The organism is Flavobacterium sp. (genome assembly GCF_035760125.1).
Lineage (GTDB): Bacteria > Bacteroidota > Bacteroidia > Flavobacteriales > Flavobacteriaceae > Flavobacterium.
In genome coordinates this window covers 1-13,250 of sequence record NZ_DASTTN010000517.1, presented here as the reverse complement: position 1 = coordinate 13,250, position 13,250 = coordinate 1, and the positions used below count along the sequence as shown (strand labels likewise).

Here is a 13,250-nt window from a genome sequence, read left to right as displayed (position 1 = left end):
ACCCGGAAGACAGTATAAAAATGTCTGTTAAACTCTATTCCTTTTTAGAACAAAAAACTGAAAAATGGCAGGATCAATACCGATTTAAATGCGAAGATGACACATATAAATACGTATTAGACAGGGGCTTCATTCTTAAAGATGAAAATGGAAAAGCTATACGAATGATTGGTGCTATACAAGACATAACAAAACAAAAGGAAGAAGAAAATCGTTTAAAATTACTTGAAACGGTTTTTACCGAAGCCAAAGATTCTATCATTATCACACAAGCGACCTCAGATGACAATCAAATTCCAAAAATAGTTTTTGCCAATCCTGCTTTCGATAAAATGTCAGGTTACGAGCATTCAGAAATTATTGGCAAATCCCCTAATTTCTTTATGGGTAAAAACTCCGACTTAAGAGAAATTGAAAAGTTAACAGACTCAATAAAAAATAAAAAAGAATGCTTTTTAGAAATTATTCTTTACAAAAAAGACAAATCCGAATACTGGGTCAGATTATCATTTATTCCAGTTTATAATCTTGAACATGATCTTTCACACTGGATTTCCATTCAAAGGGATATTACGGAAGAAAAAAAATTAGAAAAAGAAAAAGAAATACTCATCAGAGAATTAACCCAAAACAATAAAGACTTAAAACAATTTTCCTATATCACATCACACAATTTAAGAGCTCCCCTATCAAACTTGACTGGATTATTAAACCTAATTGAAGACTTTACAATTGAAGACGAAGAATTAAAGGAAATCTTAGCTGGTTTTAAATTATCGACACATTTACTCAACGAGACTATCAATGATCTCTCCAAAGTAATCACCATAAAAGATAGTACATCTATACAAAATGAAGAATTGCGGATACGAGATATTTTCAAAAACATTCTTAGCCAGCTCCATATTCAACTCGAAAGCATAAAGCCTCAATTAAATATCATTTATGGAAATGTTACAAAAATAAACACAAACAAAGCCTATTTTGAAAGCATCTTTATCAATTTACTCACTAATTCTTTAAAATACAGATCAAAAAATAGAGACTTGATAATTGACATTACAATAGACGAAGACGAAAACAACACCATTACAATCCATTACAAAGACAACGGCATCGGTATTGATTTAGAAAGAAATAAAAATAGAATTTTCGGCCTTTACCAAAGGTTTCACGATTACCCTGACAGTAAAGGACTAGGTTTATTCCTGGTTAAATCACAAATAGAAACCATGGGAGGCACAATTAGCATACAAAGCGAGATTGAAAAAGGAACTGAATTTACACTAACGTTTAAACCCCAGTAAAATGCTTGAACTTATCATGTGCGTTGATGACGACCCTATTACATTGATGCTTTTCAAAAAAGTAGTAGAAAAAGCCTCTTTCGCAAAAGAAATAATAAACGCTATTAATGGCCGAGAAGCAATTACCCTAATCAATAAAATCAATAGCTTCTCAAATCAAGAAAAAAGACCTCAATTAATCTTTTTGGACCTAAACATGCCCGTAATGGATGGATGGGAATTTCTAGACTTATTTAATGCCTCCAATTATTTCAATCTAAACAACACTAAAGTTATCATTCTAACTTCAACCATTGACCCTGAAGATATCAAAAAATCAAAATCATACCCCAATGTTATTGAATTCCTATCCAAACCCATCACAATTGAAATGTTAGATTATCTAAAGACTAAACTTAAATTACCTTAAAATCGTATAAAACAAAATTTTCAGAAGCTTATAAGAGCCATAAAAATAATTATTTCCTCTTATCCAGACTCTTTCAAAAACACTTATCTAACTACAATTTCCGAACTTGATCGTTAAAATTACTCATAAAAAAAAAGCCCCTTAAAAAGGGGCTTTTTTTTATATAAATTATATTACTTACAATTTAGCAACATGCTTAGTTAACTTAGACTTCAAGTTTGAAGCTTTGTTATCATGAATGATGTTTTTCTTTGCTAATTTATCAATCATAGATATTACACTTGACAATTTAGAAGTCGCATCAGATTTGTCAGTTGCAATTCTTAATGCTTTAATAGCATTACGAGTCGTTTTGTGTTGGTATCTATTTAATACTCTTCTCTTTTCGTTACTTCTAATTCTTTTTAGAGCTGACTTATGATTTGCCATTTTGTTATCTTTTTATCTTAATTATTTCATTTTTTGTAGTCCGTAAGGGAATCGAACCCCTGTTACCAGAATGAAATTCTGGCGTCCTAACCCCTAGACGAACGGACCATAATCCCTCTAAGTTCTGGAACATTCTAGATCAAAAAAAATTTGTAGTCCGTGGGGGAATCGAACCCCCCTTACCAGGATGAAAACCTGGCGTCCTAACCGATAGACGAACGGACCCTTATTTTTTTTATTCTCAGAAATTTTTCAATCTAAATACTTCTTGTAGTCCGTGGGGGAATCGAACCCCCCTTACCAGGATGAAAACCTGGCGTCCTAACCGATAGACGAACGGACCGCTACTTCTGTAACAGCACTACTTCTGTAATGCGGATGCAAAAATACAACTATTTTTGAGAAGCGCAATAGTAGAGGCAAAAAAAAATTATTTTTTTTAATATGCCTTAGCAAACAGCACTCTTCCAACTGAACTTTTCCCAGTAAACACACAGCTTCCCGCCTGTTCTACCCTATCCAAAGGAATACATCTTATCGTTGCTTTTGTCAATTCTTTAATTTTCTCTTCTGTCTCTGCAGTTCCATCCCAATGTGCTGAAACAAAGCCTCCTTCGCCATCAAGAATCGCTTTAAACTCATCAAAACTATTCACTTCAGTAATGTGAGTATTTCTATAATTTAATGCTTTTTCGAACAAATCTTTTTGAATTTTCTCTAATAAATCGCTCACATAAGTTGTGATTTCGTCTTTTGAAACTACCTCTTTGGTTAAAATATCTCTTCGAGCCACTTCAAAAGTTCCGTTTTCCAAATCTTTTGGACCTACAGCTATTCGTACAGGCACTCCTTTTAATTCCCATTCAGCAAATTTGAATCCTGGTTTCTGAGTCGTTCTATTATCGAATTTTACTGAGATATTTAATTTTCTCAAAGCCTTAACCAAAACATCCACTTCTTTAGAAATAGCCTCTAGTTGTTCATCACTCTTATATATAGGAACAATAACAACTTGAATCGGAGCCAAATTAGGAGGCAACACCAATCCTTGATCATCAGAATGCGTCATTACCAATGCCCCCATCAATCGAGTTGAAACACCCCATGAAGTACCCCAAACATGCTCTTGTTTACCCTCTGCATTAGCAAATTTAACATCAAAAGCTTTTGCGAAATTTTGACCCAAAAAGTGTGAAGTTCCAGCCTGCAATGCTTTTCCGTCCTGCATCAAGGCTTCGATACAATACGTTTCTTCAGCACCTGCAAAACGTTCGGTTTCTGTTTTCAATCCTTTAACAACTGGAATAGCCATAAAATTCTCTACGAAATCAGCATATACATTCATCATTTTTTCAGATTCTTCCACAGCTTCTACTCTCGTTGCATGTGCTGTATGCCCTTCTTGCCACAAAAACTCAGCAGTTCTCAAGAATAATCTAGTCCTCATTTCCCAACGTACCACATTAGCCCATTGGTTAATTAATAATGGCAAATCTCTGTAAGATTGTACCCATCCTTTATAAGTAGACCAAATAATAGCTTCACTTGTAGGTCGAACAATCAACTCCTCTTCTAGCTTTGCATTGGGATCCACCATCAATTTCCCTGGTTTATCCGGGTCATTTTTCAATCTATAATGAGTTACAATAGCACATTCCTTGGCAAATCCTTCAGCATTTTTCTCCTCGGCTTCAAACATGCTTTTAGGAACAAATAAAGGAAAGTAGGCGTTTTGATGCCCTGTTTCTTTAAACATTCTATCCAACTCTGCTTGCATTTTTTCCCATATAGCATACCCATATGGCTTAATCACCATACATCCTCTAACTCCTGAATTCTCAGCTAAATCGGCCTTAACAACCAACTCATTGTACCATTTTGAATAATCTTCTGCTCTTGTTGTAAGGTTCTTGCTCATTTTGAATAATTTGGCATAATATTTGTTTATATATAATTTAACTAAATAATTACGCAAAACTAACTAAATTTGTATTGTCCAACAATAAAATAATCTACCGAAATGAAAACAAATGCATTAATTACTTGGAAAACCACACTTTATTCCTTAATTGGATTTTTGAGTATAGTGGTAACCTCTTGTGGTTCTTACCAAAATAGTTCCTATTATGATAATGATGGTGTTTATGGCACAAATGGGGATAAAATTGTGATAAAAGACAATCAACCTAATTCAGCTTCAGTTCAATACAAACAATACTTTAGTTCATTACAAAGCACTGGAGGCTCTGGTGAAATATTCACAGATGTAAATAGTTATGGCAATAATTATAATAACGAAAACGATTCTATACAAGCTCCTTCAACAGGTTACCCATCTTGGGGTAGTTCTCCTCAAGAAACAACTGTGGTTGTATATCCCGACAGCTATTGGTCAATAGGATTTGGTTGGGGATACCCTTATTACGGTTATGGTTATGGATACCCATATTATGGATGGGGATATCCTTACTATGGTTGGGGATACCCAGGTTACGGATGGGGATATCCCGGTTACGGATGCGGTTATCCCGGTTATGGTTATGGCGTAGCAACACCTTATGCCTATAATTACAGTAGAAGAGGCTCATCTTATGGAGGAAATTACAATAATTCAATTTACAATAATAATAGAGTTAGCGCCTATAATAGAAACGGTGTAACAAGCAGAAACAGCACCTATAATAGAAACAGCACTACTAGCATAAGTAGACAGTCCCCTACTTTCACGAACCGAAATAGCAATACTTCATCGAGAAATTACACTCAAAATCAATCAAGAAGTTCTTATTCACAAAGTCGAACTAACACAAACAGCTCAAGCAGTTACCAACGATCATATACACCTAGCAGCAGTTCATATAGAACTAGTGGCAGCAGTATGTCTAGTGGTGGTGGTGGTGCTAGAATGTCTAGTGGCGGAGGTGGCAGAATGGGCGGCGGAGGTGGCGGCAGAAGATAGAAAAATCTGAACTAGAAATTAACTAACCCTAATCTCAACCAAATGAAAAAGAACCTATTGTTATATCTAGTAGCAGGGCTAACGTTCTCTACAATACACTCACAAGAAATTAAAGATGCAATGCGTTATGCACAAAGCGAATTGCATGGAACAGCTCGTTTTACATCTATGAGTGGTGCTTTTGGAGCACTGGGAGGAGATTTATCATCAATCAATGTAAACCCAGCAGGTTCAGCTGTGTTCAACAACAATCAATTCGCTGCTACGATGGGGAATTACAGCACCAAAAATGAGTCCAATTATTTTGGAACTGGAACTTCTGCAAGTGATAGCAATTTCGACCTGAATCAAGCGGGAGGCGTTTTTGTTTTTAAAACCAGAAACCCTAATAATGATTGGAAAAAATTCACGATGTCTATCAATTATGAGAACATCAATAATTACGATAATTCAATGTTTTCGGCTGGAACAAGCCCTATAAATTCTGTAGCTAATTATTTTTTAAGTTATGCTGATGGCGTTCCTCTTAAAACAATAACAAATAACGATTATGCCTATTTAGACAATGGAGCGCAACAAGCCTATCTTGGATACTATGGATTCATTATAAATCCGGTTGCAGACGTTGACACTAATTCGTCATACACCTCAAATGTTCGTTCAGGCGGTAATTATCATCAAGAAAACAGTGTTTACTCCAATGGTTATAATGGAAAACTGATTTTTAACAGCGGTTTGCAATACAAAGATTTTCTCTATTTTGGATTCAACTTGAACTCACACTTTACAGATTATGTACAGAACACCAACTTCTATGAATCCAACAATAATCCCTCGAATTCAATTTACGATATTCAGAACTTAAATTTTTCAAATAGTCTTCATACATACGGAGCTGGCTTTTCATTCCAAGTGGGAGCCATTGCAAAATTAACCAATGAAGCTCGTCTTGGTTTTGCATACGAATCACCAACATGGTATAATTTACAAGATGAATTATCACAAAGATTAACCTCTGTCAATAGAAACGATGTTAATGTGGTTGACCCGTTTATCATCAATTATTACGCCCCTTATGATTTGCGTACACCTGGAAGTTTAACTGGAAGCTTTGCTTATGTCTTTGGAAAATCGGGTTTAATCAGTGTGGATTATAAATATAAAGATTACAGCTGTACACAATTTAGCCCAGAAAACGATCCTTATTACAGAGGTTTAAATAGCGCTATGCATAATGCTCTTGGTAGCAGCAATGAAGTAAGAGTTGGTGCGGAATATAAAATTAACAATTTCAGACTAAGAGGCGGATATCGTTTTGAAGGAAGTCCTTATAATGATTCGGCAACTGTAGGCGATTTAAATAGTTTTTCTGGTGGTTTAGGATATAGTTTTGGTTCCATAAAACTTGATTTTTCGTACGTAAACGTTCACTCCACATCACAAAATCAATTCTTTTCACAAGGATTTACAGAAAGTGCCCGAATCAATACATACAAAAACAATTTTACTATGACTTTCATATTTGAAATGTAAAAATATTTACTCTATACTGTTGAAACCACTTTTGAATATTCAGAAGTGGTTTTGCTTTTTATGGCAAAAAAAGATTCAATATGTAAGGAGAATTTTTGATTCGTGTTATGAAAAACTAAATAGCTGGTCTAGCCCCGATAGCAGTAAAAATCTTCACGTGCCGGGGTTCGGCACATGAAGATTGCAACAAATAGCGGGACAATTGGTCTTGAGCACATCAAATGTTCTGCTTCAAATTATTTTATACAAACAAAACAGGGCATTTTGAAAGTAAACAGGCAGGGTTTGCACAAAAAATTGTAATTTTGCAAAATTCCTAAATTATCAAGGATATATTACTATGAGAACGAAGTCTTTAAAAAAGAACAAAATAAATGTGATCACGCTAGGGTGTTCCAAGAATGTGTATGACAGTGAAGTGCTAATGGGGCAACTCCGTGCAAGCGGGAAAGACGTGACCCACGAAGCCAAAGCAGAAGATGAAGGAAATATTATCGTGATTAACACTTGCGGGTTTATTGATAATGCAAAGGCAGAATCGGTAAATATGATTTTGGAATATGCCGACAAGAAAGACAAAGGACTTGTAGATAAGGTTTTTGTGACAGGTTGTTTGTCTGAAAGATACAGACCCGATTTAGAAAAAGAGATTCCGAATGTGGATCAATATTTTGGAACTACTGAATTGCCAGCTTTATTGAAGGCTTTGGGTGCCGATTACAAACATGAATTATTGGGAGAACGTTTGACTACGACTCCAAAAAATTACGCTTATCTGAAAATTTCGGAAGGTTGCGATAGACCTTGCAGTTTTTGTGCTATACCATTAATGAGAGGAAAAAACGTTTCGCAAACTATTGAAAAACTAGTTAAAGAAGCGGAAGGACTTGCAAGAGATGGCGTAAAAGAATTGATTTTGATTGCTCAAGATTTAACTTATTATGGTCTTGATTTGTATAAAAAACGTGCTTTGGGTGAATTGCTAGAAGCATTGGTAAAAGTAGAAGGTATTGAGTGGATTCGTTTGCACTATGCCTTCCCAACCGGTTTCCCGATGGATGTTCTTGAAATCATGAAACGCGAACCTAAAATTTGTAATTATATTGATATTCCGTTGCAACACATATCGGATTCAATTTTGAAATCGATGCGTCGCGGAACTACCCAAGAAAAAACAACACAATTATTGAAAGACTTTAGAGCAGCAGTTCCCGGAATGGCTATTCGTACAACTTTGATTGTTGGTTATCCTGGAGAAACTCAGGAAGATTTCAATATTTTGAAAGATTTTGTCCAAGAAATGAAATTTGACAGAATGGGTTGTTTTGCTTATTCACATGAAGAAAACACCCACGCTTATTTACTTGAGGACGACGTTCCAGATAACATAAAACAAGATCGTGCCAATGAAATAATGGAGTTACAGTCTCAGATTTCATGGGATTTGAATCAAGAGAAGGTAGGTAAAACTTTTAGATGTATTATTGACAGAAAAGAGGGAGGTCATTTTGTAGGAAGAACAGAATTTGATAGTCCAGATGTAGATAACGAAGTTTTAATTGACGCTACAAAACACTATGTAAAAACTGGTGAATTTGCAATGATTAAAATCATTGAAGCAACAGAATTTGATTTATACGGAGAACCAGTTTAGATTTTTGAATTTTTAATTTTTCAAGTTTACATTTATGAAGGTATTTAAAACAGTATTTTTTGTAGTTTTTTTATTCTTGTCGGCTAACACAATTTCGGCACAATATGGAAATGGGTACGGTGGAAATGGTTATGGTGGAAATGGATATGGCGGAAATGGTTATGGCAGATCTAACCAAATGTCACAAATGTCACAAAGCAATCAACAAAGTGCCCCTAAACCTATTCCTGCAGAAGTAACTGCAGCAAAAATTGTGGAATACTACAAAAAAGAACTTAATCTAGATGCTCTTCAAGAAATAGTACTCAATAATATTTATACCAAATCACTTAAAAAGCAAGAGGCTTTAATAAAAAAAGAAAGCAGCGACGAGGAAAAGGAAAAAGAATTTAAAGTTCTTGGAGAAATGACTGATTTGGAAGTGCTAGACATATTAAACAAAGATCAAAAAGCTAAATATCAAATCATGAGTGAGGATCGAAAAAATAAAATAGAATCTAGAAAACACTAAAAATTTGCTATAAAAACATTTTTGAAATGCCTACCATGAAAAAGCACATTTACAACATCATTCTTCTCCTATTTATTGCTTCCTGTGCAACAAAAAATCCTCATAAAGAAACTGAAAAGGAATACAATGCACAAATAAAAAACTTAAAAGAAACTATATCAGCAAAAGAAGCTGTTCCTTTAAAAAGTGAACCAAGTGTAGTAATTGACAGTGTTGCATATCGATACAAAAATCAATTACTTAATTATAAAGATACTCTTTCTAAAACTGATGCAAATATTTTACAAAATGGCATTGCCTCAGAATGGGTAGGTACAGTCAATTTTAATTTAAGAAAACCCAATTTCATTATTCTTCATCACACAGCACAGGATTCTTTACAACAAACAATAAAAACTTTCACTTTAAAAGACACTAAAGTTAGTGCTCATTATGTGATTGCCAGAGACGGGAAAGTAGTTCATATGCTCAATGATTACCTAAGAGCTTGGCATGCAGGAAATGGATCGTGGGGAAAAAATACCGATATTAACTCCAGTTCTATTGGAATTGAATTAGACAACAATGGTTCTGAACCATTTTCAGACACCCAAATTAATACTTTATTGGCTCTTTTGACCAAATTAAAAAAAGACTACAATATTCCTGCACAAAACATAATTGGACATGCCGATATTGCGCCAACAAGAAAAAAAGACCCAAGTGCTTTATTTCCATGGAAACTTTTAGCCTTAAATGGTTTTGGGGTTTGGCCAGAAGACACTCTTGAATGTCCTCCCACTGATTTTAATGTTGAGCAAGGTTTACAAGTAATAGGATACAATACCAAAAATATTTCAGCTGCTATTATGGCATTCAAACTTCATTACATCCAAACTGAGGTTAATGATATTTTGGACGAAAAAACGGTTAGCACTATCTACTCGATTTATAAAAAATAAAATTTTCATTTAATATATAAAAAACGCTTTTTGACCCTTCAAAAGGCGTTTCTTCTTTAATGTTACCCCGAAACGTATTCTTTATCAATAATTTTTCAACTTGAGAATTGAATAAAAACACCATTTTTCGCAATAATATTCTCATTTCATACTTTACTAAAAAGATTATTTTTACTTACATTTAACCCAGAATTCACATTAGAAATTAACTATTTGTGTATTCATATTCAAAGCCTAGAGCACTTATTATAATTTTAAAATTGAATAATCTAGTTTTATAATGAAGTCTAAATAGATTCTGGATTTAAGTTAGAATATTAGCAGAAAAAATCATTTTACGGGATTCTTGAGATTTTAATATCAAAAGACAATGAACAAATCAAAAATATGGCTATCCTCGCCTCATATGGGAGGCACCGAACTCGAATACATACACGAAGCATTTGACTCGAATTGGATTGCTCCATTAGGAACAAATATTACCGAATTTGAACATGATTTAGAAAAATATTTATCCCATGGCCTTTTTGTAACAGCTTTAAGCTCTGCAACTGCAGCTATTCACTTAGGTTTAATTTTATTGAATGTAAAAGCTGGTGACGTTGTTATTTGTCAATCCCTTACATTCTCAGCCTCAGCTAATCCCATTTTATATCAAGGTGCAACTCCTGTTTTTGTTGATAGCGAACTTGAAACTTGGAATCTTTGCCCAATTGCTTTAGAAGAAGCCATTATAGAAACTATTCACAAAGGGCAGATCCCAAAAGCAATAATCACTGTTCATTTATATGGTGTTCCATATAAAATTAAAGAAATAAGAACCATTGCCGACAAATACAATATCCCTATTTTGGAAGATAGTGCCGAGGCTCTTGGAAGCAGTTATAAAGGACAAAAATGTGGCACTTTTGGAGATATCAGTGTTTTTTCATTCAATGGTAACAAAATCATAACCACTTCTAGTGGCGGAGCAATTGTTACCTCAAATCATCAATTAAAGAAAAAGGCACAATTTCTAGCGTCACAATCAAAGGATGAGGCTCCTCATTATCAGCATAGCGAAATAGGATATAATTACCAGATGAGCAATATTTGCGCGGGTATTGGTCGAGGTCAAATGAAAGTATTAGATAAACACATCTCCTTAAGAAGATCCATGCATGATTTTTATGTTTCTCTTTTTGAAAATATTCCTGGAATTACTGTTCATTCCACAACAAATCCTGACTACTTTTCTAATTACTGGCTAACTACAATATTAGTAAATCCTGAAGAAACTAAAAATGGAATCAATCGAGAAACCATCCGATTGACTTTGTTGGATTCCAATATAGAATGCAGACCTTTATGGAAGCCTATGCATCTGCAACCACTCTATAAAAATTATCCTTTTTATGGAAATAAAATTGCCGAATCATTGTTTGAAAAAGGACTGAGTTTACCTTCAGGTTCCAATTTAACCGATTTGGATAGAGATCGCATCCGTACTGCTTTATTAAACTTAGTAAGCTAACTGGATTTAAATAATATAATAAAAACGCTTAGACTTAAAAGCATCCTACTCTACTCCAACAAACTAATTATTCAAAATCTCTTCTTTGAATACTATCTCCTTCAACTTAACATTTTCTTCAAAAGAAGCAATGTGTTTATCACGATGGAAATCTGACCTCGCAGAATAATACATTTCTTTTTACATCAATTGTTCTACTTTCTTAGCAATTAACTGAAATAATACCCTTGCAACTGTTCATAAATACAGTTAAACCAATCAACTAATTGTAATTTTTTATAATCTAAAATATACTATAAAAGAAGCAAAAAAATTAAACAAACCATAGCTAATCAACCCTAAACAAAAAAAAGCTGCCAAAACCACTAAGGATCTTGACAGCAAAAAAAAAATATTTTTTTAATATTATATTGGTCTAAACTCGAATGATAATTTCTTTTCGACTAGAATCCGTAAACTACAGCTAAAAGAACTTGAGTAGCAGAACTAGTAGGATTCAAATCCGAATTAACGAACATAACATCATCTGAATTAGTATCAATTCTAAACTCAGGAATAATAGTTAAACCACTTATTTTATAATTGCCTGATAAAGTAAAAGCAGTTACATCAGTATCTCCAGAACCTTCTTTATACTTAAAATATTCAGCACGCATTCCTAAAGCGAAAGCATCGTTAAACGCATAAGATGGATATAAAGCAGCTCCAGTATAACCTACATCACCTTCATTTGAAAAATCAGCACCGTTTACACCTAATTTGAATTTTTCAGTAAGTTGGAATGTCGCTGTTAAGTCAAAAATTGTACCACTTACTGAACCGTCCATAAAGTTAAAATAAACACTGCTTGCTCCAGAAGCATAAGACAATTGACCTCCTACGGCATTTAATCCTTTTGCTGGATCAGCTTTGTACGTATTCCAAGAGTCATTAAACACTCCTAACATTGCCCCAAATTTATCTGTTATTTTATAATTGGCTTTAACACCTGCATTTTGGAATGGCCCGTTGGTAAACAAATATGAAGTTGAATAAGAGAAATTACCTACTGGTGAAATTACCTCATAGCCTATAAAAGTTCCCATATAACCTGCAGTAAAACTTAATTTATCTGAAACTGCATAAGAAGCATATAAATTTTGAATGTGGAATGAATTTGAATCAGTTCCGTCACCATTTGGGATTGATTGATATTGTCCTCTTGGACCAAAAGATATTTCCCCAACAAAAGATACTTTTTTTATGGTTTTCTTCAACGCAATGTCTAACATTCCTAAAGAAACCGAATTTTGGTCTGTTCCAAAACTTGTTGGAATATTTGCTGTTTTTGAAAAATCATACTTGTAATACAAATCTCCTGAACCTGAAATTTGCAATGGAGTTGTTTCTGGAGCATCTTGTGCAAATGCAAAACTTGTAGTCAAGGCTAACACTAAAATAGTAATTACTTTTTTCATATTTAATCTGTTTTTTAGTTAGTAATTCAATTAGGGTAATTGAATCGAATTTGGTTATTTTTTCTTTTTTCCTGAGACGAAATTATTAACTTTTAGTTAACAGAAAAACTTTTTTAAAAGTTTCCGAGAAGAATTATCGATATCCGAAAATCATCTAAAAATAATATGTATTTCCTATTTTTTTTAAATTATATTAAAAATTCAATAATCCAATTTTTATAAAATACTACCAAAATTTAAAGCTATTTTAAATTTTACAGTTAAAAAACATAGTTTACAATCAAATTACATAATTAAAAACATATAACCCCATAAAAAAATAGGGGGTACTGAAAAAAAATATTTAATTTTAAAAAATTAAAACTAATTGCAAAAATCAAGCATTGATTAAATTGATAAAACAAAAAAAACTTAAACTCACACACTTATAATTAGTATGAGTTTAGGGTTTTGAAAATCGAAAAATAGAATCTTTTTAAAAGGATTTATTTATTACTAACGTTATGCTTGTTAGGAATAAAAATGATTTATTAATTC

11 protein-coding genes and 3 tRNA genes are annotated in these 13,250 nt (G+C 33.5%); 8 read left to right on the top strand and 6 right to left on the bottom strand.

The window, feature by feature from the left end; genetic code table 11:
* Together VFS71_RS18490 and VFS71_RS18485 are read left to right on the top strand one after the other, a co-directional pair.
* On the top strand, positions 1-1,307 hold a 1,307-nt coding region (locus VFS71_RS18490), incomplete at its 5' end, for a PAS domain-containing sensor histidine kinase (RefSeq protein WP_326403107.1).
* A gap of 1 nt (position 1,308) precedes the next feature.
* Positions 1,309-1,716, top strand: a complete 408-nt coding sequence (locus VFS71_RS18485) for a response regulator (protein WP_326403106.1) — start codon at positions 1,309-1,311, stop codon at positions 1,714-1,716.
* Positions 1,717-1,893: 177 nt separating this feature from the next.
* On the opposite strand, the gene rpsT is transcribed toward VFS71_RS18485, so the two are convergent.
* The 5 genes from rpsT to proS all read right to left on the bottom strand — a co-directional run bounded on the left by rpsT (position 1,894) and on the right by proS (position 4,063).
* Positions 1,894-2,145 (bottom strand): 30S ribosomal protein S20, encoded by a 252-nt coding sequence (gene rpsT / locus VFS71_RS18480; RefSeq protein WP_310008077.1) that lies wholly within the window; start codon positions 2,143-2,145, stop codon positions 1,894-1,896.
* 36 nt (positions 2,146-2,181) lie between these two features.
* Positions 2,182-2,253 (bottom strand) — tRNA-Glu (locus tag VFS71_RS18475).
* Positions 2,254-2,298: 45 nt separating this feature from the next.
* Positions 2,299-2,370 (bottom strand) — tRNA-Glu (locus VFS71_RS18470).
* 46 nt (positions 2,371-2,416) lie between these two features.
* Positions 2,417-2,488, bottom strand: a tRNA-Glu gene (locus tag VFS71_RS18465).
* Positions 2,489-2,584: 96 nt separating this feature from the next.
* A complete protein-coding gene (proS, locus tag VFS71_RS18460; RefSeq protein WP_326403105.1) occupies positions 2,585-4,063 on the bottom strand; it encodes a proline--tRNA ligase in 1,479 nt (492 codons plus the stop codon).
* Positions 4,064-4,165: 102 nt separating this feature from the next.
* Here proS and VFS71_RS18455 point away from each other — a divergent pair, with 102 nt between their 5' ends.
* From VFS71_RS18455 to VFS71_RS18430, 6 genes are all read left to right on the top strand, one after another.
* The gene (locus VFS71_RS18455; RefSeq protein ID WP_326403104.1) at positions 4,166-5,104 is read left to right on the top strand and encodes a hypothetical protein; all 939 of its coding nucleotides are present in this window, start codon (positions 4,166-4,168) and stop codon (positions 5,102-5,104) included.
* Positions 5,105-5,146: 42 nt separating this feature from the next.
* Complete coding sequence (locus VFS71_RS18450; protein WP_326403103.1) at positions 5,147-6,637, top strand: OmpP1/FadL family transporter; 1,491 nt, start codon at positions 5,147-5,149, stop codon at positions 6,635-6,637.
* Positions 6,638-6,977: 340 nt separating this feature from the next.
* Positions 6,978-8,291, top strand: coding sequence for a 30S ribosomal protein S12 methylthiotransferase RimO (gene rimO, locus VFS71_RS18445; RefSeq protein WP_326403102.1), 1,314 nt, complete (start codon positions 6,978-6,980; stop codon positions 8,289-8,291).
* Between the two features lie 34 nt (positions 8,292-8,325).
* Complete coding sequence (locus tag VFS71_RS18440) at positions 8,326-8,802, top strand: hypothetical protein (protein WP_326403101.1); 477 nt, start codon at positions 8,326-8,328, stop codon at positions 8,800-8,802.
* A 35-nt stretch (positions 8,803-8,837) separates the two neighbouring features.
* Entirely contained in the window at positions 8,838-9,743 is a 906-nt protein-coding gene (locus VFS71_RS18435; RefSeq protein WP_326403100.1) for an N-acetylmuramoyl-L-alanine amidase, read from the top strand.
* A 370-nt stretch (positions 9,744-10,113) separates the two neighbouring features.
* Positions 10,114-11,256: a DegT/DnrJ/EryC1/StrS family aminotransferase gene (locus VFS71_RS18430; protein WP_326403099.1), complete on the top strand. Its 1,143-nt coding sequence runs from the start codon at positions 10,114-10,116 to the stop codon at positions 11,254-11,256.
* Between the two features lie 443 nt (positions 11,257-11,699).
* On the opposite strand, the gene VFS71_RS18425 is transcribed toward VFS71_RS18430, so the two are convergent.
* Positions 11,700-12,713 carry an outer membrane beta-barrel protein gene (locus VFS71_RS18425; protein ID WP_326403098.1) on the bottom strand — a complete coding sequence of 338 codons (1,014 nt, stop codon included), beginning with the start codon at positions 12,711-12,713 and terminating at the stop codon, positions 11,700-11,702.
* Positions 12,714-13,250: the final 537 nt, after the last annotated feature.

Bases quoted from the DNA above. Each gene is read 5' to 3' on its own strand.
- VFS71_RS18425 (WP_326403098.1), bottom strand. From the start codon at position 12,713: ATGAAAAAAGTAATTACTATTTTAGTGTTAGCCTTGACTACAAGTTTT.
- VFS71_RS18430 (WP_326403099.1), top strand. From the start codon at position 10,114: ATGAACAAATCAAAAATATGGCTATCCTCGCCTCATATGGGAGGCACC.
- VFS71_RS18440 (WP_326403101.1), top strand. From the start codon at position 8,326: ATGAAGGTATTTAAAACAGTATTTTTTGTAGTTTTTTTATTCTTGTCG.
- rimO (WP_326403102.1), top strand. From the start codon at position 6,978: ATGAGAACGAAGTCTTTAAAAAAGAACAAAATAAATGTGATCACGCTA.
- VFS71_RS18435 (WP_326403100.1), top strand. From the start codon at position 8,838: ATGAAAAAGCACATTTACAACATCATTCTTCTCCTATTTATTGCTTCC.
- VFS71_RS18485 (WP_326403106.1), top strand. From the start codon at position 1,309: ATGCTTGAACTTATCATGTGCGTTGATGACGACCCTATTACATTGATG.
- proS (WP_326403105.1), bottom strand. From the start codon at position 4,063: ATGAGCAAGAACCTTACAACAAGAGCAGAAGATTATTCAAAATGGTAC.
- VFS71_RS18450 (WP_326403103.1), top strand. From the start codon at position 5,147: ATGAAAAAGAACCTATTGTTATATCTAGTAGCAGGGCTAACGTTCTCT.
- VFS71_RS18455 (WP_326403104.1), top strand. From the start codon at position 4,166: ATGAAAACAAATGCATTAATTACTTGGAAAACCACACTTTATTCCTTA.
- rpsT (WP_310008077.1), bottom strand. From the start codon at position 2,145: ATGGCAAATCATAAGTCAGCTCTAAAAAGAATTAGAAGTAACGAAAAG.